Here is a 22,899-nt window from a genome sequence, read left to right on the forward strand (position 1 = left end):
GATCTCCTCAGGCAGTTTTCTTATGAGTTTCTTCGGATACATCTCCGGCGTTAGTCAGGCCGTCTTCGCGAGCAGGCTCGCTCCCACAGGGGAACGCATTCCAAATGTGGGAGCGAGCCTGCTCGCGATAAGGCCCTCCATCACACCGGTGATTTCGCGACAGAAGGCTGCGCACGCATCGCGCACAACCCGTAATAGATCAACCCGCCCAGCGCCGAGCCGGTGAACCAGCCGTAGCTGTAGAACCAGCTGAATGCGCTGCTGCCCAGCGACAGCAGGGTCAGCACCACCGGCATGCCAAACGCGATGAACCCGGCCCAGTTCCACGCCGGGTACACGTCGTCGCGGTACAGGCCAGCCAGGTCCAGTTGCTGTTTCTTGATCAGGAAATAGTCCACCACCATGATCCCTGCAATCGGTCCGAGCAGGCTGGAATAGCCCAGCAGCCAGTTCGAATACACGGTTTCCAGGCTGACATCGGAGACGATCAGCCCGAGCTTCTTCAGCAGCTCATGGCCCATCAGCGCCAGCCCGACAAACCCCGTGAGGATCACCGCTTTGGTGCGGTTGATCACTTTGGGCGCGATGTTCTGGAAGTCGTTGGTTGGCGAAACAATGTTGGCGGCGGTGTTGGTCGACAGCGTGGCGATGATGATCAGCGCCATGGCCACCGCGACCCACACCGGGCTCTGGATATGGCCGATCAACGTCACCGGATCGGAAACGCTGACGCCCACCAGTTTCACCGAGGCGGCGGTCATCACCACGCCCAGTGCGGCGAACAGGAACATGGTCAGCGGCAGACCGAAAATCTGCCCGAGGATCTGATCCTTCTGGCTGCGGGCATAACGGCTGAAGTCAGGAATGTTCAGCGACAGGGTGGCCCAGAAACCGACCATCGCCGTCAGGCCGGCGGCGAAGTAGCTGACCACGCTCGCGCCTTCGGGACGCTTCGGCGGGATCGCCAGCAATTCAGTCATCGACACATTGGGCATGGCCCACACCAGCAACCCGATGCCGACCGCCACCAGCAGCGGCGCCGACAGGGTTTCCAGCCATTTGATCGACTCGGCGCCACGGATCACCACCCACAGGTTGAGCGCCCAGAAGACCATGAAACCGATCACCTCTCCCGTCCCGCCGAGGGATTTCCAGCCGTCAAACACCGAGCCGAGAAACAGGTGAATCGCCAGCCCGCCGAACATGGTCTGAATGCCGAACCAGCCGCACGCCACCAGCGCGCGGATCAGGCACGGCACGTTGGAGCCGAGAATCCCGAACGACGAGCGCAGCAACACTGGAAACGGAATCCCGTACTTGGTGCCGGGAAACGCATTGAGCGTGAGGGGAATCAGGACGATGACGTTGGCAAACAGAATCGCCAGCAAGGCCTCGCCGACGCTCAGGCCGAAATATGCGGTGAGCACGCCGCCGAGGGTGTAGGTCGGCACGCAGATCGACATGCCGACCCACAGCGCGGTGATGTGCCATTTGTTCCAGGTTCGTTCGCGCACCTTGGTCGGTGCCATGTCGTGGTTGTATCGGGGACTGTCGAGGACGTCGCTGCCGGCTTCGAGTTCGAACAAGCCGTCGCGCTCGGTCACTTGCGATCTGTTCTGTTGCATGGCCGCTCCACTGTTCTTCTGATTATTTTTTTGCTCATCAGGCGGCTGCACACGCAGGTGCGGGCCGGACGATGGCCGGAGGAACTGACAACCTTAATGCACCGGCCATGGTGTCAGCGGCGGCATCAATAAACGTGCCGGGTGCCCCGCTTCGCATCGGGCCGTGCTTTCTATTTCCTGCAACTGACTGATGTTTATCAGTTTTAATTATTCACCTTGTGAGGCCGCGAAAACTTGACTGAACACTCAGGCTAAATGCCAGGCAAGTTGTCCGAACTGTCAGGACTCAATCTGGTGCACTGCATTATTTTTCTTCAGGACGCGTCACTCTCCGCTCAACTTCAAGCGGCTGATTTCACATAGGAAATCTTGCTCATATTTCCAACCTGTCAAGTGCGTCAAAATGGTGAAGCGCCTCACCATTTTGGTGATTTTGTATTTTTATTTTTATTTATCAGCTACTTAAAACAGTCATAAGCTTATAAAAAATAATCTTGATCAATTGCAGAACTGCGACTAGCGTCTATTCCTGACAGCGCTGACAAGATTACGCATTTGCCGCTGCAGACAATAAAACACTAGAACCGGCACAAGTCGGTCATGCCTGCGAGGAACTCGGAATGTCTCTGTTGATCCGTGGCGCCACCGTTGTTACCCATGATGAAAGTTACCGCGCCGATGTCTATTGCGCTGACGGCGTGATCAAAGCCATTGGTGAAAACCTGGACGTTCCCGCCGGCGCCGAAGTGCTCGACGGCAGCGGCCAGTACCTGATGCCCGGCGGCATCGATCCGCACACCCACATGCAACTCCCGTTCATGGGCACCGTAGCCAGCGAAGACTTCTACAGCGGCACCGCCGCTGGCCTGGCCGGCGGCACCACCTCGATCATCGATTTCGTGATTCCCAATCCGCAGCAGTCGCTGCTCGAAGCCTTTCACCAGTGGCGCGGCTGGGCGGAGAAGTCCGCGTCCGACTACGGCTTCCACGTCGCGATCACTTGGTGGAGCGAGCAGGTGCGGGAGGAAATGGCCGAGCTGGTCAGCCATCACGGGATCAACAGCTTCAAGCATTTCATGGCCTACAAGAACGCGATCATGGCCGCCGACGACACGCTGGTGGCGAGCTTCGAGCGCTGCCTGGAACTCGGCGCGGTGCCGACCGTGCACGCGGAAAACGGCGAGCTGGTCTATCACCTGCAACGCAAGTTGATGGCCCAGGGCATCACCGGGCCGGAAGCGCATCCACTGTCGCGGCCATCGCAGGTTGAAGGCGAAGCCGCGAGCCGGGCAATCCGGATCGCTGAAACCATCGGCACGCCGCTGTACCTGGTGCACGTCTCGACCAAGGAAGCCCTCGACGAAATCACCTATGCCCGCAGCAAGGGCCAACCGGTTTACGGCGAAGTGCTGGCCGGGCATCTGCTGCTGGACGACAGTGTCTACCAGCACCCGGACTGGCAGACCGCCGCCGGTTACGTGATGAGCCCGCCGTTCCGTCCGCGCGGGCATCAGGACGCGCTTTGGCATGGCTTGCAGAGCGGCAATCTGCACACCACCGCCACCGACCACTGCTGCTTCTGCGCCGAGCAGAAAGCCGCCGGCCGCGACGATTTCAGCAAGATCCCCAACGGCACCGCCGGCATCGAAGACCGCATGGCGGTGTTGTGGGATGAAGGGGTGAACTCGGGACGGTTGTCGATGCAGGACTTCGTCGCCCTCACCTCCACCAACACCGCGAAAATCTTCAACCTCTACCCGCGCAAGGGCGCGATCCGCGTCGGCGCAGATGCCGACCTGGTGCTGTGGGACCCGCAAGGCACCCGCACCATCTCCGCCAAGACCCACCATCAGCAGGTGGACTTCAACATCTTCGAAGGCAAGACCGTGACCGGTGTGCCGAGCCATACCGTCAGCCAGGGCCGGGTGGTCTGGGCCGACGGCGACCTGCGCGCCGAGCGTGGCGCAGGCCGCTATATCGAACGGCCGGCGTATCCGGCGGTGTTTGATTTGCTGAGCAAGCGGGCTGAGCAACATAAGCCTACTGCTGTGAAACGCTGAAAGCGGCCTTCGGCCTCATCGCGGGCAAGCCCGCTCCCACAGGTTTTTATGAGCGCCATAGATCCCTGTGGGAGCTGGCTTGCCAGCGATGAGGCCAGTTCAGACACCACAAAAAACCACTGCCCGACAGAGGCAGAAAACCTCAAATAACCGTGAGGCAAAAAACCGTGATCGAAACCCTGAACCATCTCCCGCACCCACACGAAAGTGCGGCCGCCCTCGCCGGCCATTTCACCGATCTGGCGCCGCCGCTCAACGACCGCCAGGCGCATCTGGAAGCCTCGCGCTGCCTGTATTGCTACGACGCGCCGTGCGTGAATGCGTGCCCGAGCGAGATAGACATTCCGTCGTTCATCCGCAATATCCATCAGGACAACGTGCCCGGCGCCGCGCAGAAAATCCTCTCGGCGAACATCCTCGGCGGCAGTTGCGCCCGGGTCTGTCCGACCGAGATCCTCTGCCAGCAAGCCTGCGTGCGCAACAACGCCCACGAATGCGCGCCGGTGCTGATCGGCCTGCTGCAACGCTACGCCGTGGACAACGCGAACTTCACCGAACATCCATTCCAACGCGCCGCCGCGACGGGCAAACGCATCGCCGTGGTCGGTGCTGGCCCGGCCGGGTTGTCCTGCGCGCATCGCAGCGCCATGCACGGGCATGACGTGGTGATTTTCGAAGCGCGGGAGAAGGCTGGCGGGCTTAACGAATACGGGATCGCCAAATACAAACTGGTCGACGACTACGCGCAGAAGGAGCTGGATTTCCTCCTGCAGATCGGCGGCATCGAAATCCGCCACGGACAGAAACTCGGCGACAACCTGACTTTGAGCGAACTGCATCAACAGTTCGACGCAGTGTTCCTCGGCCTCGGTCTTAATGCGAGCAAGCAACTCGGCCTGGCCCACGAAGACGCCCCCGGCCTGCTCGCCGCCACCGACTACATCCGCGAACTGCGTCAGGCCGACGACCTGTCGCAACTGCCGTTGGCCGAACACTGCATCGTCCTCGGCGCCGGCAACACCGCCATCGACATGGCCGTGCAAATGGCCCGCCTCGGTGCCCGTGACGTCAATCTGGTCTATCGCCGTGGCGCGGCGGACATGGGCGCCACCGGCCATGAACAGGACATCGCCAAGGCCAATCAGGTGCGGCTGCTGACCTGGGCACAACCGGAGGAAGTGCTGCTCGACGCTCAAGGCAAAGTGCGCGGCATGCGCTTCGCCCGCACGCATCTGGTGGATGGTCGCCTGCAAACCACGGGTGAGACGTTCGAGTTGGCCGCCGATGCGATCTTCAAAGCGATCGGCCAGGCCTTCGACGGCAGTGCCCTCGTCGACCCGCTGGCCCGCGAACTCAAACGTCAGGGCGAACGGATTCAGGTCGATGAAAACCTGCGCACCAGCATCCCCGGCGTGTATGCCGGCGGCGACTGCACCAGCCTCGATCAGGACCTGACCGTGCAAGCGGTGCAACACGGCAAGCGCGCCGCCGAGGCGATCAACGCTCAACTGATGCTCAACGTGGAGGCTGCGTAAATGGCCGATCTCTCGATTGTCTTCGCCGGTATCAAAGCCCCCAATCCGTTCTGGCTGGCCTCCGCGCCGCCGACCGACAAGGCCTACAACGTGGTGCGCGCCTTCGAGGCCGGTTGGGGCGGCGTGGTCTGGAAAACCCTGGGTGAAGACCCGGCGGCGGTCAACGTGTCGTCGCGTTATTCGGCGCACTATGGCGCCAACCGCGAAGTGCTGGGCATCAACAACATCGAACTGATCACCGACCGCTCGCTGGAAATCAACCTGCGGGAAATCACTCAGGTGAAGAAGGACTGGCCGGATCGCGCGCTGATCGTGTCGCTGATGGTGCCGTGCGTTGAAGAGTCGTGGAAACACATACTGCCGCTGGTGGAAGCCACCGGTGCTGACGGCATCGAGCTGAATTTCGGCTGCCCCCACGGCATGCCCGAGCGCGGCATGGGCGCAGCGGTCGGTCAGGTGCCGGAGTACGTCGAGCAGGTCACGCGCTGGTGCAAGACCTATTGCTCGCTGCCGGTGATCGTCAAGCTGACGCCGAACATCACCGACATCCGCGTCGCCGCGCGTGCGGCCCATCGCGGCGGCGCCGATGCGGTGTCGCTGATCAACACCATCAACTCGATCACCAGCGTCGACCTCGAACACATGGTCGCCCTGCCCACCGTCGGCAGCAAAAGCACCCACGGCGGTTATTGCGGCTCGGCGGTCAAACCGATCGCGCTGAACATGGTCGCGGAAATCGCCCGTGATCCACAGACCCAGGGCCTGCCGATCTGCGGCATCGGCGGCATTGGCAGCTGGCGTGATGCGGCAGAGTTCATCGCACTGGGCAGCGGCGCGGTGCAAGTGTGCACGGCGGCGATGCTGCATGGCTTCCGGATTGTCGATGAGATGAAGGATGGCCTGTCGCGGTGGATGGACAGTCAAGGCTACGCCAGCATTGCCGAGTTTTCCGGGCGCGCGGTGGGCAACACCACGGACTGGAAGTACCTGGACATCAACTATCAAGTCATCGCGAAGATCGACCAGGCGGCGTGCATCGGTTGCGGGCGTTGCCACATTGCCTGCGAGGATACTTCACACCAGGCGATCAGCAGCCTGAAACAGGCCGATGGCACGCATAAATATGAAGTGATCGATGATGAGTGTGTGGGGTGCAATCTGTGCCAGATCACTTGTCCGGTGGCGGATTGCATCGAGATGGTGCCGATGGAAACGGGCAAGCCGTTTCTGGACTGGAATCATGATCCGAGGAATCCGTATCACGTTGCGGTCTAGATCGCCTGTGGATCCGGAAGTCCCCTCACCCTAGCCCTCTCCCAAAGGGGAGAGGGAACCGACCGGGGAATATTGATGAACTGCACCGACATGAACGATCTGCTTTGAATCCATAATCGACCCGGTCTTGCAGGTCGATGTAACCCGAATGACACCTCCGTAGGCTCCCTCTCCCTCCGGGCGGTCCGACGTTTCGGGAGGGCTGGGGTGAGGACCAGCTTTTGACTTTCAGGGCTCCAACCCGATCCCCCGCAAAATCACACTCGTCACCGTCTGCACCGCCCGCTCGAACTGCATGTCCGACAGCGGCTGGTGCTCATTCAGAATATTCACCTGATGATCGAAGTCCGCATAGTGCTGCGTCGAGGCCCAGATCATGTACAGCAGGCTCGACGGCTCCACCGGCAGAATCCGCTTGTCCTCCACCCACTGCCGGATCTTCGCCTCCTTCATCTTCGCCCAGTCGTACAGGCTCACATCCAGCGCCTCGCCGAGGGTCGGCGCGCCGTGGATGATTTCGTTGGCCCAGACTTTCGACCCGTAAGGCCGGCTGCGCGAGTGGTTCATCTTGGCGCGGATGTAGCTGCTGAGCACCACGCGCGGATCGTCGAACATCTCGAAGCACAGCGCGTCCTGCTTCCACACTTCCAGCAGGTCGAACAGCACCGCGCTGTACAGCTCGCTCTTGGTCGAAAAGTAGTAATGCAGATTGGAGCGTGGCAGCTGCACTTCCGCGGCGATGTCCGCCATGGCGGTGCCGCCGAAACCTTTCTCGGCGAAGACTTTCTCCGCCGCCAGCAGGATCTTGTCGACGTTGGTGCGGCGGATTTCGATCTTGTGATTGCCCATGAGGGCTCCCTGAAGACAACGTGGTTGAAGACTAGCATCCGCTCTGGGCAAGGGGCGACAGCCGAGAACGATTCTTCACACACTTGCGCTTTTTTCTGGTTTAGGATCGCCCTCCTTCTCCCCGTCAGACACTGAAGGATCCTGCCCATGACCATTCGAAAGCGCATCGCTGCGGATGATCCGCAGCTCGCCGCACTGTGGGAGCGCTCGGTCCGCGCCACCCACGATTTCCTCCCGGAAGACGACATCCATAGGCTGTTCCCGCTGGTGCGTGACACCTACCTGCCCGCGCTGGATGTGCAGGTTTTCGAGAACCCCGACCACTCCCCGGCAGGCTTTATCGCCACCGACGAGGACACCGTACAAATGCTGTTCATTGACCCGGCTCACCGTGGCCAGGGCATCGGCCGGCGCTTGCTCGACCATGTCCGCCGCCCACTGCTGAAGGTCGACGTCAACGAACAGAACCCGCAAGCCCACGGCTTCTACCGGCACTACGGATTCGAAGACATCGGCCGCTCGGCACTCGACGGCGAAGGCCGGCCCTTTCCGGTCATTCACATGCGCCTGAAAGCCCTGTGATCCAGGTTCTATACTCAGCCCGCCATTTCACTGAAAGGAATCTTTCCATGCCGATGAAAAAACTCTTCACCGCTGGCGCGCTGCTGGCTTCGCTGATCGTCACTTCCCAGGCGTTCGCCCACGCCCATCTGAAAAGCCAGACCCCGGCTGCCGACAGCACCGTCGCTGCACCGGCAGATCTGCGCCTGGTGTTTTCCGAAGGCGTCGAAGCCAGCTTCACCAAAGTCACCATGACCCACGATGGCAAGCCGGTGGCGGTCAAACCGCTGACCACCGAAGGTGACAAGAAAACCCTGATCGTCACCCCCGAAACACCGCTGACCGCTGGCGAGTACAAGGTCGAATGGCATGCGGTGTCGGTCGACACACACACAAGCGAAGGCGCCTATCAGTTCAAGGTTGGCCAGTAATTCATGAGTGAAGCGCTGGTGCTGTGCCGGTTCCTGCATTTCATCGTGGTGTTGATGCTGTTCGGGGCCTGGCTGTTCCGGCCGCTGCTGCTCAAGGGTGAAGCGCCGACGCTGGATCGGCAGCTGGCGCGACTGGCTCGCTGGCTGGTGGCGATTGCCTTGGCCAGCGGCGTCACCTGGGCGTTGTTGATTACCGCAAGCATGGCCGGTTCGGCGGCTGCCGCGTTTGATCCGCCCACCGTCGAGCTGGTTCTCGGTCATACGTTTTTCGGTCAGGTCTGGCGCTGGCATCTGTTGATCAATGCGCTGTTGCTGGCGTTGCTGTTTACGCCGTGGCGTTCGAGCCGACCATTGCAGCTGGGCTTGAGTGCGGTGCTGCTGATGACGCTGGCACCGGTCGGACACGGGGCGATGCTCGACGGCTTCAGTGGCCAGATGCTGATCCTCAATCAGGTCATTCATTTGACCTGCGTCGGCGCCTGGCTCGGTGGGTTGTTGATGCTGGTGATGATCCTGCGCCAACCTGACAAAGACATGCGCGAAGTCTTGCAGCGTTTCAGCGGGCTCGGTTACGCACTGGTCGCCGGCCTGCTGATCACCGGGCTGATCAATGTGCGCGTACTCACCGGCCAATGGTGGCCGACACCGCTGTTCTCGGGCTTCGCCCTGATCCTGTTGATCAAGGCGCTGCTGGTGTTCGGCATGCTTGCACTGGCGCTGTTCAATCGCCTGCGGATCAACGATTGCGAACAGCGGATCGACACCCTCAAGCGCAGCGTCATGCTCGAATGGCTGCTGGGGATCGGCGCCGTGGCGGCAGTTTCCGTGCTTGGCACCTTGCCGCCGATGACCGCCGCCTGAGGTCAGTGTTTCTGGGTGTCACCCGCCGCCGTATCAATGCTGACCACCACCGACATCCCCGGTCGCAGGCGCTCGCTCTCCTGCTGATCCGGATCGATGGTGATGCGCACCGGCACCCGCTGGGCGATTTTTACGAAGTTGCCGGTAGCGTTGTCGGCCTGCAACAACGCGAATTCGGAACCGGTGCCCGGTGAGATGTGCTGCACATGGCCGGTGAATTTGCGGTGGTTCAAGGCATCGACGGTGAAGCTCGCCGGCTGCCCCACGCGCACATTGTCCATCTGGGTTTCCTTGAGGTTGGCGATCACCCATTTCTGGTTCGGCACCAGCGCCATCAACTGCGCCCCGGAGTTGACGTAAGCGCCCAGACGCACGCCGATCTGCCCGAGCTGACCGTCACGCGGGGCGATGATCCGGGTGTTGGACAAATCGATCCGCGCCAACTGCACCGCCGCCTCGGCACTGGCCACCGCCGCTTCCAGCGAACCGCGATTGACGATCACCGTTTGCAGATCCTGCCGGGCGATTTCCAGATTGGCCTTGGCCTGCGCCACCGCCGCAATGCTTTGCGCATTGGCGGCCAGCGCCACGTCCATCTCACGCTTGGACACGGAACCGTCATTGACCAGCGCCTTGTTGCGTCGCAAGTCGGCCTCGCTTTTGCGCAGCTGCGCCTCGCTGTCGGCCACCACCGCCTGCCGCAACTTGATCGTCGCTTCGGCGCTGTTGCGCTGCTGCACCACGTTGGCCAGCGAGGCCTTCTGCACCGCCAGTTGTGCCAGCGACTGGTCGAGGCGTTGCTGATAGATGCGGTCATCGAGACGGACCAGCAAATCGCCCTCCTTCACAAACTGGAAATCCTGCACCGGCACCTCAAACACATAGCCGCTAAGCTGCGGGCCGATGATCGTCACCTGCCCACGCACCAGAGCGTTTTCGGTGGTCTCAACTGCGCTGCTGAACGGCGGTAGCTGCCAGGCGTAAAGCACGATCAGCACGCCGACGATGGCAATCGCGGCAAAGCCCAGCGACGAGATGATCCGCACCCGCAACGAACGCGGCTCGGTGTTCGGTGATGACGGCGGCGCCACGCCTTCAGGGGTGGCGGCGATGGCATTGGTGGTCGTGGTAGTCGGTTCGGTCATGAAGAAGTGGCACCGCTGGAAGGTACGGAAGGTGTCGGGACGACGGCTTTGGTGGTACTGATCAGCCACAGCGCACGGATGGAAATCCAGATCATGGTCAGGATCGCGATCACCGCGATCAGCATGAACACATCGTTATAGGCCAGTACGTTGGCTTCGCGCGTGGCAGCGTTGGCCAGGCTGCGAATGCCCTGCAGATTGCGCAGACTCGGGTCGGCAATCACGGAGCCGACCGCCGATCCGCCGCTCTGTACCCGGGCGGCGACACGCGGGTCGGACATCACCAGTTGCTCCACGATATGGCTGGAATGAAACTTCTCGCGCACGATCTGGAAAGTCCCCAGCAACGCCGCGCCGATCAGGCCGCCGAGGTTGTTGCAGATCCCGAACAACACCGAAAAACTCACGAGGTTGCGCGGGTTGGTCAGCACGTTGCGCGTGCCCAGCACCATGGTCGGGCCGAGGAAGAACGTACTGCCGAACGCCAGCAGGAACTGGCTGAAATACAAGTTGCCGGGGCGGGTCAGGTTGTTCGATGAGCTGTCCATGATCGAGCCGGTGGCCATCAACGCCAGCGAAATGATCAGCGGCATCAGCAGGTGTTTCGGGTCGATGGTCAGCGCACTGGTCAGCAGCCCGGCGACGCTGCCGATCAGCATCACCACATACAGGCTATGAAGCTGCTGGCTGCTCATGTTCAGGTTCTGCATGAAGCCCACGGCGCCGGTGGATTGCTCCGAGGTCACCATGCGAATCAGGATCACCGCCAGCGCCAGGCGGATCATCACCCCGCTGCCGAGCCAGCGGGTCATCAACATCGGGTTGCTGCGGTTATGTTCGATGGCCAGCCCCGCGAGAATCAGCGCAATCGACGCGGCCAGGGCGATACCGATCCAGTCGGCCTCCAGCCACCAGTCGATCCGCCCCAGGGACAACACCGCGCACAACAGCGCGACGCCGCTGGCGAGGATCGCGAAGGTCAGGAAGTCGAGCGGTTCGAAGGTCTTGAACCGGTCACCCGGCGGCAGTTTGAGCATCAGGACGCAGCCCAGCGACAGCAGCGCCATACCCAGTTCAAACAGGTACAGGCCGCGCCATTCGGCGATCTGCAGCAGGTCTTCGGAAAACAGTCGCGCCAGTGGCAAGGCCAGCTGTGAGGTGCCGAGGCCCAGCACCAGCGCCTTCATCCGCCATTTGGCCGGGAACGCCTGCACCATGTAATACAGGCCCAGCGAACTGAGCGCCGCGCCAACCATGCCGTGGGCCGCCCGCACCGCGACTGCTGAATTCAAGTCATTGACGAATAGATGGCCGAAGGTCACCAGCGCATACAGCACCAGAAACACCTCGGTAAACGCCCGCAGCCCGAACTGCTGGCGAAACTTCACCAGCAGCAGGTTCATCGACACGTTGGTCATCACATACGCCGCCGGCAGCCAGGCCATCTCCGCCGTCGTCGCCCCGAGCGCGCCTTGCAGATAAGGCAGGTTGGCGACCACCAGCGCATTACCCAGCCCACCGGTCACCGCCACCAGCAAGCCCACCAGCGCATAAGCCAGGCGCTTGGGGTTGGAGTGCAGCGGCGTCGAGGGAGAACCGGGCAGACTGGGCTTCTCGTGCGGCTGCCAGTTGCGCGGGGCGTATTGATCCATTGAAAGGCCTTGTCTTGTAGTCGCTTAAGTGTGCCGCAAATCCTGACCAAACACCTATCCACTGTGGGAGCAAGCTCGCTCCCACAAGGGATCTGGGTGGGGCGGGATTCGTAAATTCTGTTTAAAAGACATCTCGCCCGCAGCTGATTTTTCCCAAGCGTAGCGGATGCCAACCTTGCAGCACTTCTCAACCTGCAAGGTGCCCGATATGACCACTCCCCGTTGGCAACGCTCCCCGCGTCTGCTGAAAAACCTGCTGGCCGCCGCGCTGTTGCTGCCCGCCCTCACCTTCGCTCAGGAACGCCCGTGGCCGGATGGCTCGCAACTGGTGATTTCAGTGTCGATGCAATTCGAAACCGGCGGCCAGCCCGAGGGCGCTGAAAGTCCGTTCTCCGGCACACCGCTGCCAAAAGGCTACCCGGATCTACCGGCGCAGACCTGGTTCGATTACGGCTACAAGGAAGGCCTGTGGCGCATGCTCGATCTGTGGGATCGCACCGGCATTAAAGTCACCTCCCACGTGGTCGGCGAAGCGGCGCTCAAGCACCCGGACCTGGCCAAGGCGATTGCCGAGCGTGGCCATGAACTGGCGGCCCACGGCATGCGCTGGGCCGACTCGTACAACATGAATTACGCCCAGGAAAAACAGTTCATCAGCGACGGCGTCGCAGCGGTGGAGAAAATCACCGGCCAGCGCTCGGTCGGCTACAACGCCAACTGGCTGCGCCGCAGCCCCAATACGTTGAAGGTGCTGCAGGATCTGAATTTCACCTATCACATCGACGACGTCAGCCGCGACGAGCCGTTCGTGACCATGGTTCGCGGGCGCAAATTCGCCGTGGTGCCGTACACCCTGCGCAACAACGACATCGTGCTGGTCGAGGGCCGGCATTTCTCTGCCGAACAGTTCTATCAGCAACTGGTGCTGGAGTTCGATCGCCTCTACGCCGAAGGCGCGAGCAAGCGGCGGATGATGTCGGTGAGTCTGCACGACCGCATCGGTGGCACCCCGGCGATGGTCGAGGCCATGGAGCGCTTCATCCGGTACGCCCAGTCGCATTCGAAGGTGAGTTTCATGCGCAAGGATCAGATCGCGCAGATCGTGCTGACCGAAAAAAATCCCCTGATCGATAACACTGAAGCGCTCTACAACCAGTAAACGTGCCGAAAGCAGCCCTCTTCACAACGCTTTCAGGGCTGCCCGCTCACCCAAAGTCATCGTACGACGCCCTGTTGACTTTTCCGGAAAACCTCGCAAATATCCGCAACCATGTTGTACGACGACGTATAACAAATAATAAAAACAACAAATGAAACAGGGAGCGTCACAGTGAGCACACTCGTCTGCAATTCCGTCCGCACGTCCCGTTTTTCTATCCCCCGCCCGCGTTCCACCCTGAGCCTGATCGGCTGCGGCAGTCTCGCCCTCGCCTTGCCGATGAGCGCCGATGCCGAGGGCTTCCTCGAAGACAGCAAAGCCACGCTGAACCTGCGCAACGCCTACTTCAACCGCAACTTCGTCAACCCGAACTATCCGCAGGGCAAGGCTGAAGAGTGGACGCAGAACTTCATCCTCGACGCCAAATCCGGTTTTACCCAGGGCACCGTCGGCTTTGGCCTGGACGTGCTGGGTATGTATTCGCAGAAGCTTGATGGCGGCAAAGGCACGGGCGGTACGCAGCTGCTGCCGATTCACGATGACGGACGCCCGGCGGACAATTTCGGGCGACTGGGTGTTGCGCTCAAGGCCAAGGTGTCGAAGACCGAACTGAAGGTGGGTGAATGGATGCCGGTGTTGCCCATCCTGCGCTCGGACGATGGTCGCTCCCTGCCCCAGACCTTTCGTGGCGGCCAGATCACCTCTACCGAAATCAATGGCCTGACCCTTTACGGCGGGCAGTTCCGTGGCAACAGCCCGCGCAACGATGCCAGCATGGAAGACATGTCGATGAACGGCCGCGGCGCCTTCACCTCCGACCGCTTTAACTTTGGCGGCGGCGAATACACCTTCAACGACAAACGCACGCTTGTCGGTCTGTGGTACGCCGAACTCAGCGACATCTACCAACAACAGTACTTCAACCTCAGCCACAGCCAGCCGCTGGGCGACTGGACGCTGGGCGCCAATCTCGGTTTCTTCACCGGCAAGGAAGACGGCAGCGCCCAGGCCGGCGACCTCGACAACAAAACCGCATTCGCCATGCTCTCGGCCCGGTACGGCGGCAACACGTTCTACATCGGCCTGCAAAAGCTCAGCGGCGACGATGCCTGGATGCGCGTCAACGGCACCAGCGGCGGCACCCTGGCCAACGACAGCTACAACGCCAGTTACGACAACGCGCAGGAGCGTTCCTGGCAGATCCGCCACGACTACAACTTCGTGGTCCTCGGCGTCCCCGGGCTGACGCTGATGAACCGCTACATCAGCGGTGACAACGTGCACACCGGCACCATCACCGACGGCAAGGAATGGGGGCGCGAGTCGGAGCTGGCCTACACCGTGCAGAGCGGTCCGCTGAAAAACCTCAACGTCAAATGGCGCAACGCGACGATTCGCCGGGACTTCAGCACCAATGAATTCGACGAGAACCGGATCTTCATCAGTTACCCGATTTCGTTGTTGTAAACCCTGGCATGGGGTGAACGGAGGGTGAATCGGCCTTCCGTCACTTACACCGAAAGTCGCGTTGACAAGTTCCGGAAACCCTACCGATACTTCAGCGCAGTCATACGACAACCTACAACAAACCTAATAACAACGTGTAAGGGATTGCCATGACGTCCACCTCCACCGCCCCAACTCCGTTCAATCGCCTGCTGCTGACCGGCGCCGCCGGTGGCCTGGGCAAAGTCTTGCGCGAACGTCTGCGCCCGTATGCCAACGTGCTGCGCCTGTCGGACATCGCTGCCCTCGCCCCGGCCATCGATGACCGCGAAGAAATCGTGCTCTGCGACCTCGCCGACAAAGTTGCCGTGCATCAGCTGGTCGAAGGCGTGGATGCGATCCTGCACTTCGGTGGCGTCTCGGTGGAGCGCCCCTTCGAAGAAATCCTCGGCGCCAACATCTGCGGCGTATTCCATATCTATGAAGCGGCACGCCGACATGGTGTGAAGCGGGTGATCTTCGCCAGCTCCAACCATGTCATCGGCTTCTACAAACAGAACGAACACCTCGACGCCAGCTCTGCTCGCCGCCCCGACGGCTACTACGGTCTGTCCAAGTCCTACGGCGAAGACATGGCCAGTTTCTACTTCGATCGCTATGGCATCGAAACTGTCAGCATCCGCATCGGCTCGTCGTTTCCCGAACCACAGAACCGCCGAATGATGCACACCTGGCTGAGCTTCGACGATCTCACCCAACTGCTCGAACGTTCGCTGTACACCCCCAACGTCGGCCACACCGTGGTTTATGGCATGTCCGCCAACAAGGATGTGTGGTGGGACAACCGCTTCGCCAGTCACCTCGGTTTCGAGGCCAAAGACACCTCCGAAGTGTTTCGCGAAAAGGTCGAGGCGCAGCCGATGCCCGCCAGCGATGACCCGGCGCGGATCTATCAGGGCGGCGCCTTCGTTGCGGCCGGCCCGTTCGGCGATTGACCGGCGCGATTCACGTCTCCAATAAAACCAAGGGAATGAGTATGCAAGCCGAATTGATCGTCGACGCCCGCAACGCGGTGGGTGAAAGCCCGGTCTGGGTGCCACAGGAAAACGCCTTGTACTGGGTCGATATCCCCAACGGTGGCCTGCAGCGCTGGAACGCCGACACTGGCCATGTTCACGCCTGGAAGGCGCCCGAGATGCTCGCCTGCCTCGCCCGACACAGTCGCGGCGGCTGGGTGGCCGGCATGGAGAGCGGATTCTTTCACCTGCAACCGCATGCCGATGGCAGCCTCGACAGCGACCTGCTCGGCCCGGTGGAACACAGCCGCCAGGACATGCGCCTGAACGACGGTCGCTGCGACCGCCAGGGTCGGTTCTGGGCCGGCAGCATGGTGCTGAACATGGGTCTGAATCTGTCCGAGGGCCGGCTCTATCGTTACGGTGCCGGGCAAACAGGCGTGATCGAGGCACAGCTTGATGGCTTCATCGTGCCCAACGGCCTGGGCTTCAGCCCGGACGGCAAAACCATGTACCTGTCGGACTCGCACCCGAACGTCCAACTGATCTGGGCTTTCGACTACGACACCGAGACAGGCACACCCTCCAACCGGCGGGTGTTCGTGGACATGAACCATTTTTACGGCCGCCCCGACGGCGCAGCCGTGGATGCCGATGGCTGCTACTGGATCTGCGCCAACGACGTCGGCCTGATCCATCGTTTTACCCCCGACGGTCGCCTTGACCGCTCGCTGCAGGTACCGGTGAAAAAACCCACCATGTGCGCCTTCGGCGGCAGCCGGATGGACACCTTGTTCGTGACTTCGATTCGCCCCGGCGACGACCAGGATCCGCAGTCCCTGGCCGGCGGCGTGTTCGCCCTCAACCCCGGCGTCAAAGGCCTGCCGGAGCCAATGTTCGACGATCTGCTGTAACCCGCCCTTGCTGCATTGCTGTGCCTTGAACACAAAAATAACAAGACTGGAGAACCCCTCATGGACTTCAAACGCACGTTGCTCGCCGTCGCCCTCCCCCTCGCGCTCACCTTCGGCAGCGCGGCCCAGGCGCTGGAAATCAAGTTCGCCGACATCCACCCCGCCGGGTATCCGACCGTGGTCGCCGAAGAACAGTTGGGCAAGACCCTGGTTGCCGAAAGTGACGGCAAGCTGACCTTCAAGATGTTCCCCGGCGGTGTACTCGGCTCGGAAAAGGAAGTGGTCGAACAGGCCCAGGTCGGCGCCATCCAGATGGCCCGCGTCAGCCTCGGGATCGTCGGCCCTGTGGTGCCGGACGTGAACGTGTTCAACATGCCGTTCGTGTTCCGTGACCAGGCGCACATGCGCAAAATCATCGACGGTGAAATCGGTGACGAGATCCTCGACAAGATCACCAACTCCGAATTCAACCTCGTGGCGCTGGCGTGGATGGATGGCGGCACGCGCAACATCTACACCAAGAAACCGGTGCGCAGCCTGGCGGACCTCAAGGGCATGAAAATCCGCGTGCAGGGCAACCCGATGTTCATCGAAACCATCAACGCCATGGGCGGCAACGGTATTGCCATGGACACCGGCGAAATCTTCAGTGCCCTGCAGACCGGCGTCATCGATGGCGCGGAAAACAATCCGCCGACCCTGCTTGAGCACAACCACTACCAGAACGCCAAGTTCTACAGCCTGACCGGGCACCTGATCCTGCCCGAGCCCATCGTGATGTCGAAAATCACCTGGGAAAAACTCAGCCCCGATCAGCAGACCCTGGTGAAAAAAGCCGCCAAGGCTGCGCAGGCCCAGGAGCGCACCTTGTGGGATGCCAAGTCGGCCAGCAGTGAAGAGAAACTCAAAGCCGCCGGCGTCGAGTTCATCACCGTCGACAAGAAACCCTTCTACGAGGCCACCGCTTCGATTCGCGAAAAATACGGCGCGCCCTACGTCGACCTGATCAAACGCATCGAAGCCGTTCAGTAACCTCCCTGCCCTCAATACAAGGCCCGGCAGCGCTGGCGTCGCTCGGCGCTCACGCCTGCCCGGTTACGGTGGAACCCGATGAAGAATTTGCTGCTGCGCATCAATGACCGGATCTACATGGCCTGCATCTGGGTCGCCGGTCTGTCGGTGCTGACCATTTCCCTGATCATTCCCTGGGGCGTGTTCGCCCGTTACGTCCTCGGCACCGGCTCAAGCTGGCCGGAGCCCACCGCCATCCTGCTGATGATGGTCTTCACCTTCATCGGCGCCGCCGCCAGCTATCGCGCCGGCGCGCACATGGCGGTGGCGATGGTCACCGACCGCCTGCAACCGAACATGCGTCGAACCATGAGCATCGTTTCCCAAGTGCTCATGGGCACCATCTGCCTGTTCATGACCATCTGGGGCACCAAGCTCTGCCTGTCAACGTGGAACCAGTTCATGAGCGCCCTGCCGACATTGCGCGTCGGCATCACCTACATGCCGATCCCGATTGGCGGCGCGCTGACGCTGATTTTCGTGCTGGAAAAACTCTTGCTCGGCGATCAAAGCAATCGCCGCGTGGTGCGGTTCGACTTGGTTGAAGAAAACGAAGGGGCTGCCTGATGGACGCATTGATTCTGCTGGGCAGTTTTATCGCACTGATCCTGATCGGCATGCCGGTTGCCTACGCGCTTGGGCTGTCGGCGCTGATCGGCGCATGGTGGATCGACATCCCGTTTCAGGCCTTGATGATCCAGGTGGCAGGCGGGGTGAACAAATTCTCGCTGCTGGCGATTCCGTTCTTCGTGCTCGCCGGCGCCATCATGGCCGAGGGCGGCATGTCGCGGCGGCTGGTAGCGTTCGCCGGGGTCTTGGTGGGCTTCGTGCGTGGCGGGCTGTCGCTGGTCAACATCATGGCCTCGACGTTTTTTGGTGCGATTTCCGGCTCGTCGGTGGCCGATACCGCGTCGGTGGGTTCGGTACTGATCCCGGAAATGGAGCGCAAGGGTTATCCCCGGGACTTCTCCACGGCAGTGACCGTCAGTGGTTCGGTGCAGGCCTTGCTGACTCCGCCGAGTCACAACTCGGTGCTCTACTCGCTGGCCGCCGGCGGCACCGTGTCCATCGCTTCGCTGTTCATGGCGGGTGTCGTGCCGGGCCTGCTGATGAGCGCGTGCCTGATGGTGCTGTGCCTGATTTTCGCGCGCAAACGCGACTATCCCAAAGGCGAAGTGATCCCGATGCGCGAAGCCTTGAAGATCTGCGGCGAAGCGCTGTGGGGCCTGATGGCGATGGTGATCATTCTCGGCGGGATTCTCTCGGGGATCTTCACGGCCACCGAGTCGGCGGCCATCGCCGTGCTGTGGTCGTTTTTCGTCACCATGTTCATCTACCGCGACTACAAATGGAGTGAGCTGCCGAAACTGATGCATCGCACGGTGCGCACCATTTCCATCGTGATGATCCTGATCGGCTTCGCCGCCAGCTTCGGCTACATCATGACCCTGATGCAGATCCCGGCGAAAATCACCACGCTGTTCCTGACCCTGTCCGACAACCGCTACGTGATCCTGATGTGCATCAACGTCATGCTGCTGTTGCTCGGCACTGTGATGGACATGGCGCCGCTGATCCTGATCCTTACGCCGATCCTGATGCCGGTGATCCTCGGAATCGGCGTCGACCCGGTGCAGTTCGGCATGATCATGCTGGTCAACCTCGGTATCGGCCTGATAACGCCGCCGGTGGGCGCCGTGCTGTTCGTGGGTTCGGCGGTGGGCAAGGTCAGCATCGAAAGCACCGTGAAGGCGCTGCTGCCGTTCTATGCGGTGCTGTTTCTGGTGCTGATGCTGGTGACCTACGTTCCGGCACTGTCGCTGTGGTTACCGCACCTGGTGTTGTAACGCGATCACTGTGGCGAGGGCGCCTGCTCCCTCGTCACAGACTTCATATCAAGCCCGCAGCAACATGTAAGCCGCAACCACCAGGCACACACTGGCAAACCCCACCTGCAACGTCCTCGCCGGTACTCGCGCGCAAAGTTGGCGACCGATGATCATGCCGACGATGCTCGCCACAATGAACGCAGCACCCAGGCGATCAATCCGCACCCCCGCGTGAAACGCGCCGATCACGCCGATGGCGGAAATCAGGCTGATGACCATCAGTGAAGTGGCGACGATCCCGCGCATCTGTACATCGGTCAGTTGCTTGAACGCCGGCACGATCAGAAACCCGCCGCCCACCCCCAGCAACCCGGACACCACACCGGTGACAGCGCCCAGTGCCGCGAGGGTCGCGGTGCATTTGGCGGTCCAGTCGAAACGGCCGGTCTGTTCATTGAGCATGCAGTTCTTCTGGCCCCAACTGGCGTGGCCATGGTCGCTCGGGCCCTCCTGCTGGCGTTCGCGACGCAGCATGCGCCACGCCACCATCACCATCAGCAGGCTGAACAGAATCATCAAAACCTTTTCCGGCAACTGATGCGCGAAGTAGATGCCCACTGGCGAAAACACCGCGCCGAGCGCTGCAATCAGCAGCGCCGCGCGATAACGCACCAGACCATGGCGCAAACCATCGATCGCGCCGACCGCCGCCGCGCTGCCCACCGCAAACAACGCCACCGGCGCCGCTTGCGTCATCGTCCAGCCCAGCCCCAGCACCAGCGCCGGCACCGCGAGAATCCCGCCGCCGGCCCCGGTCAGACCAAGGACCAATCCCATCACCACGCCAAACAGACTTGCCAGCAACATAGAGTGTTCTCAGTCGACCCTGGACAGACGCGTCAGCCATTCGCGGCCCTTGAGCATGCCGTTCCAGTAGAACCACGGCAGCAGCGTCGCCTTCAGCCACCACGCGGAGCGGCGCGGCACGGTCGGGTCGAGGGGAAAGGTCGGCAGCAATTTTCCGCCGTAGCCGAACTCGGCGAGGATCACCTTGCCCTTCTCTACCGTCAGCGGGCACGAACCATAGCCGTCGTACTTCAGCGGCAGTGCCAGATCCTTGCGCAGGGCGAGAAGGTTTTCCGCCACCACCACGACTTGCTTACGCACTGCCGCGGCGGTTTTCGCATGGGTGGTGCCGCAGATATCGCCCAGGGCAAACACATCGGGATAACGCGGATGTTGCAGCGTGTGCGGATTGACCTCGCACCAGCCGCCAGCGTCGGCCAACCGACTCTGCGCGATGAAATCCGGCGAAACCTGCGGCGGGACGACGTGCAACAGATCGAAGGTTTTCGCCTGACGGGTGACACTGCCGTCCGCATCCTTGACGTCGAACCAGGCGGTTTTCGCCGGGCCGTCGACCTTCACCAGATTGGAATTGAATGCCAGCCGCGCGTTGTATTTCTCGATGTACTTCATCAGCGGCGGCACGAAGGTCGGGACGCCGAACAGTGCGGCGCCGGCCAGATTGAACTCGACCTCGACCTTGCTCAGCACGTTGCGCTTGAGCCAGTGATCGCAGGACAGGTACAGCGCCTTCTGCGGCGCGCCGGCGCACTTGATCGGGATTGGCGGCTGGGTGAACAGGGCTTTGCCGCCGCGCAGTTTCTGCACCTGATCCCAGGTGTATTGCGCGTACTGATAGCTGTAGTTGGAAGTGACGCCGTGCTGGCCGAGGCTGTCCTGCAGGCCTTCGATCTTCTCCCACGCCAGGCGCAGGCCGGGGCAGACGATCAGGTTCTGATAGGTGATGGTGCGTTGATCGTTGAGGGTGAGACGGCGCTGGTCGGGGTCGATGCCGGTCACTGCCGCCTGAATCCAGGTGGCCTGGCGCGGCATCACTTTGTTCATCGGTCGGGCGGTGTCTTTGGCGTCATAGGCGCCACCGCCGACCAGCGTCCACGCCGGTTGGTAGTAATGCAGGGTGCTCGGCTCGATCACCGTGATTTTCAGGCCGGGATCACGCTTGAGCAGGCTCGCGACAAAACCGATACCGGCAGTGCCGCCGCCGATGACCACGATGTCCGCACTGATGGATGGGCCCCAGTGTTGATCGTTCATTGTTTGTTCCTTATGGCTGCACGCAAGGATAGCCGGGACTATTGCGCCCAGCTTTTGAGCACGGCTCCGCAGTAGAGTCCGGAAAGGGTTTTCATCACCTGGATCACTTCGTGACTGGCGAGACCGTAAAAAATGTACTTGCCTTCACGACGAGTCGCGACCAGCCCTTCATCGCGCAGGATGCCCAGTTGCTGGGACAGGGTCGGCTGACGCACGCCGGTCATTTTTTCCAGCTCGCCGACGTTGCGCTCGCCCTGGGTCAACTGGCACAGGATCAGCAGCCGATCCTCATTGGCCAAGGCCTTGAGCAAAGAACAGGCCTTGGAAGCCGAGGCGCGCAGTTGCGCCACTTCACATTCGGTCAGACTGGATTGCATTTGCAGGATGCCTTCAACGTCACTTAAGCTGCGGACATTATGTGTTTACATAAAGTGTTGCAACCCTGACTTCCCACCTTCTGCACAGGACCGTGTTCATGCCCGCGCTGATTGAAGCTTTCCTCGACCCCGCCTCCTCGACCTACAGCTACGTGGTCTACGAGGCCGACGGCGGGCAGTGCGCGATCGTCGATCCGGTGCTCGATTATGACGGCGCTGCCGGTCGCACTTGTACGGCTCAGGCGGACAAGATCATCGCCTTCGTTCGCGCCCACAACCTGCAAGTGCAGTGGCTGCTGGAAACCCACGCCCACGCCGATCACCTGTCCGCCGCGCCGTACCTGCGCCGGGAACTGGGCGGGAAAATCGCGATTGGCGAATCGATCAGCAAAGTGCAGAACGTGTTCAAGGCGCTGTTCAACCTGGAACCGGAATTTCGAGTTGACGGCTCGCAGTTTGATCATCTGTTCGCACCGAACGAGTCGTTCCGGATTGGTAATCTCAAGGCCACCGCCCTGCACGTCCCCGGGCATACCCCGGCGGACATGGCCTACTTGATCGATGGCGAGCAGATTCTGGTCGGCGACACGCTGTTCATGCCCGACGTCGGCACCGCCCGTTGCGACTTCCCCGGCGGTAACGCCCATCAATTGTTCAATTCGATTCACAAGCTGCTGGCCTTCCCCGCCAGCGTGAAGCTTTACGTCTGCCACGACTACCCGCCGCAAGGCCGTGACTCGCAGTGCCAGACCACTGTAGGCGAACAGCGCAAAAGCAATATCCATGTGCATGACGGCATCGATGAAGCCACGTTCGTTGAAATGCGCACACGGCGGGACGCGGGGTTGGGAATGCCGACGCTGTTGCTGCCGGCGATTCAAGTCAACGTCCGGGCAGGAAACTTGCCGCCGGCGGAAGGCAATGGCGTTGTCTACCTGAAGATCCCTATCAACAAGCTTTGATTGACAGAGC

The 22,899-nt window shown here is 61.3% G+C and carries 21 protein-coding genes; 14 read left to right on the forward strand and 7 right to left on the reverse strand.

The window, feature by feature from the left end:
- Positions 1-140 precede the first annotated feature (140 nt).
- Entirely contained in the window at positions 141-1,625 is a 1,485-nt protein-coding gene (locus PDR5_RS17465) for an NCS1 family nucleobase:cation symporter-1 (RefSeq protein WP_064597521.1), read from the reverse strand.
- A 620-nt stretch (positions 1,626-2,245) separates the two neighbouring features.
- On the opposite strand from PDR5_RS17465, the gene hydA reads away from it, so the two are divergent.
- From hydA to preA, 3 genes are all read left to right on the forward strand, one after another.
- Positions 2,246-3,685: a dihydropyrimidinase gene (hydA, locus tag PDR5_RS17470; protein WP_064597523.1), complete on the forward strand. Its 1,440-nt coding sequence runs from the start codon at positions 2,246-2,248 to the stop codon at positions 3,683-3,685.
- 167 nt (positions 3,686-3,852) lie between these two features.
- Positions 3,853-5,220 carry an NAD(P)-dependent oxidoreductase gene (locus PDR5_RS17475; RefSeq protein WP_064597525.1) on the forward strand — a complete coding sequence of 456 codons (1,368 nt, stop codon included), beginning with the start codon at positions 3,853-3,855 and terminating at the stop codon, positions 5,218-5,220.
- On the forward strand, positions 5,221-6,495 hold the full coding sequence (gene preA / locus PDR5_RS17480; RefSeq protein WP_064597527.1) for an NAD-dependent dihydropyrimidine dehydrogenase subunit PreA: 1,275 nt from the start codon (positions 5,221-5,223) through the stop codon (positions 6,493-6,495).
- 228 nt (positions 6,496-6,723) lie between these two features.
- Here preA and PDR5_RS17485 read toward each other — a convergent pair whose 3' ends face one another.
- On the reverse strand, positions 6,724-7,344 hold the full coding sequence (locus PDR5_RS17485) for a TetR/AcrR family transcriptional regulator (RefSeq protein ID WP_007952885.1): 621 nt from the start codon (positions 7,342-7,344) through the stop codon (positions 6,724-6,726).
- A 147-nt stretch (positions 7,345-7,491) separates the two neighbouring features.
- Here PDR5_RS17485 and PDR5_RS17490 point away from each other — a divergent pair, with 147 nt between their 5' ends.
- From PDR5_RS17490 to copD, 3 genes are read left to right on the forward strand one after another with little or no spacing between them, the layout of a single operon-like run.
- Positions 7,492-7,926, forward strand: a complete 435-nt coding sequence (locus PDR5_RS17490) for a GNAT family N-acetyltransferase (RefSeq protein WP_064597529.1) — start codon at positions 7,492-7,494, stop codon at positions 7,924-7,926.
- A 47-nt stretch (positions 7,927-7,973) separates the two neighbouring features.
- Positions 7,974-8,336 (forward strand): copper homeostasis periplasmic binding protein CopC, encoded by a 363-nt coding sequence (gene copC, locus PDR5_RS17495; protein ID WP_064597531.1) that lies wholly within the window; start codon positions 7,974-7,976, stop codon positions 8,334-8,336.
- A 3-nt stretch (positions 8,337-8,339) separates the two neighbouring features.
- Positions 8,340-9,197, forward strand: a complete 858-nt coding sequence (gene copD, locus PDR5_RS17500; protein ID WP_064597533.1) for a copper homeostasis membrane protein CopD — start codon at positions 8,340-8,342, stop codon at positions 9,195-9,197.
- A gap of 2 nt (positions 9,198-9,199) precedes the next feature.
- On the opposite strand, the gene PDR5_RS17505 is transcribed toward copD, so the two are convergent.
- Complete coding sequence (locus PDR5_RS17505) at positions 9,200-10,342, reverse strand: HlyD family secretion protein (RefSeq protein WP_039767224.1); 1,143 nt, start codon at positions 10,340-10,342, stop codon at positions 9,200-9,202.
- Positions 10,339-11,994, reverse strand: a complete 1,656-nt coding sequence (locus tag PDR5_RS17510; RefSeq protein ID WP_064597535.1) for an MFS transporter — start codon at positions 11,992-11,994, stop codon at positions 10,339-10,341. The genes PDR5_RS17505 and PDR5_RS17510 overlap by 4 nt, the downstream gene beginning before the upstream one ends.
- Before the next feature lie 208 nt (positions 11,995-12,202).
- On the opposite strand from PDR5_RS17510, the gene PDR5_RS17515 reads away from it, so the two are divergent.
- From PDR5_RS17515 to PDR5_RS17545, 7 genes are all read left to right on the forward strand, one after another.
- A complete protein-coding gene (locus tag PDR5_RS17515; protein WP_064597537.1) occupies positions 12,203-13,153 on the forward strand; it encodes a polysaccharide deacetylase family protein in 951 nt (316 codons plus the stop codon).
- A 171-nt stretch (positions 13,154-13,324) separates the two neighbouring features.
- On the forward strand, positions 13,325-14,620 hold the full coding sequence (locus PDR5_RS17520) for an OprD family porin (protein WP_064597539.1): 1,296 nt from the start codon (positions 13,325-13,327) through the stop codon (positions 14,618-14,620).
- A gap of 149 nt (positions 14,621-14,769) precedes the next feature.
- Complete coding sequence (locus tag PDR5_RS17525) at positions 14,770-15,594, forward strand: NAD-dependent epimerase/dehydratase family protein (RefSeq protein ID WP_064597542.1); 825 nt, start codon at positions 14,770-14,772, stop codon at positions 15,592-15,594.
- Positions 15,595-15,635: 41 nt separating this feature from the next.
- Positions 15,636-16,529 (forward strand): SMP-30/gluconolactonase/LRE family protein, encoded by an 894-nt coding sequence (locus PDR5_RS17530; protein WP_064597544.1) that lies wholly within the window; start codon positions 15,636-15,638, stop codon positions 16,527-16,529.
- Positions 16,530-16,589: 60 nt separating this feature from the next.
- A complete protein-coding gene (locus PDR5_RS17535; RefSeq protein ID WP_064597546.1) occupies positions 16,590-17,561 on the forward strand; it encodes a TRAP transporter substrate-binding protein in 972 nt (323 codons plus the stop codon).
- Positions 17,562-17,639: 78 nt separating this feature from the next.
- Complete coding sequence (locus PDR5_RS17540) at positions 17,640-18,167, forward strand: TRAP transporter small permease (RefSeq protein WP_039767235.1); 528 nt, start codon at positions 17,640-17,642, stop codon at positions 18,165-18,167.
- Positions 18,167-19,447: a TRAP transporter large permease gene (locus PDR5_RS17545; RefSeq protein ID WP_039767236.1), complete on the forward strand. Its 1,281-nt coding sequence runs from the start codon at positions 18,167-18,169 to the stop codon at positions 19,445-19,447. The genes PDR5_RS17540 and PDR5_RS17545 overlap by 1 nt, the downstream gene beginning before the upstream one ends.
- Before the next feature lie 48 nt (positions 19,448-19,495).
- Here the strand turns inward: PDR5_RS17545 and PDR5_RS17550 are convergent, their stop codons facing one another.
- Genes PDR5_RS17550 through PDR5_RS17560 form a run of 3 tightly spaced genes read right to left on the reverse strand, consistent with a single transcriptional unit; the run spans position 19,496 to position 21,927 of the window.
- Positions 19,496-20,296, reverse strand: coding sequence for a sulfite exporter TauE/SafE family protein (locus PDR5_RS17550; protein WP_064597548.1), 801 nt, complete (start codon positions 20,294-20,296; stop codon positions 19,496-19,498).
- A 9-nt stretch (positions 20,297-20,305) separates the two neighbouring features.
- The gene (locus tag PDR5_RS17555) at positions 20,306-21,550 is read right to left on the reverse strand and encodes an NAD(P)/FAD-dependent oxidoreductase (RefSeq protein ID WP_064597551.1); all 1,245 of its coding nucleotides are present in this window, start codon (positions 21,548-21,550) and stop codon (positions 20,306-20,308) included.
- A gap of 38 nt (positions 21,551-21,588) precedes the next feature.
- Positions 21,589-21,927 (reverse strand): ArsR/SmtB family transcription factor, encoded by a 339-nt coding sequence (locus tag PDR5_RS17560; protein ID WP_007952897.1) that lies wholly within the window; start codon positions 21,925-21,927, stop codon positions 21,589-21,591.
- A gap of 98 nt (positions 21,928-22,025) precedes the next feature.
- Here PDR5_RS17560 and PDR5_RS17565 point away from each other — a divergent pair, with 98 nt between their 5' ends.
- Entirely contained in the window at positions 22,026-22,889 is an 864-nt protein-coding gene (locus PDR5_RS17565; protein WP_064597553.1) for an MBL fold metallo-hydrolase, read from the forward strand.
- Positions 22,890-22,899 lie beyond the last annotated feature (10 nt).

Source organism: Pseudomonas sp. DR 5-09, from assembly GCF_001655595.1.
GTDB lineage: Bacteria > Pseudomonadota > Gammaproteobacteria > Pseudomonadales > Pseudomonadaceae > Aquipseudomonas > Aquipseudomonas pharyngis.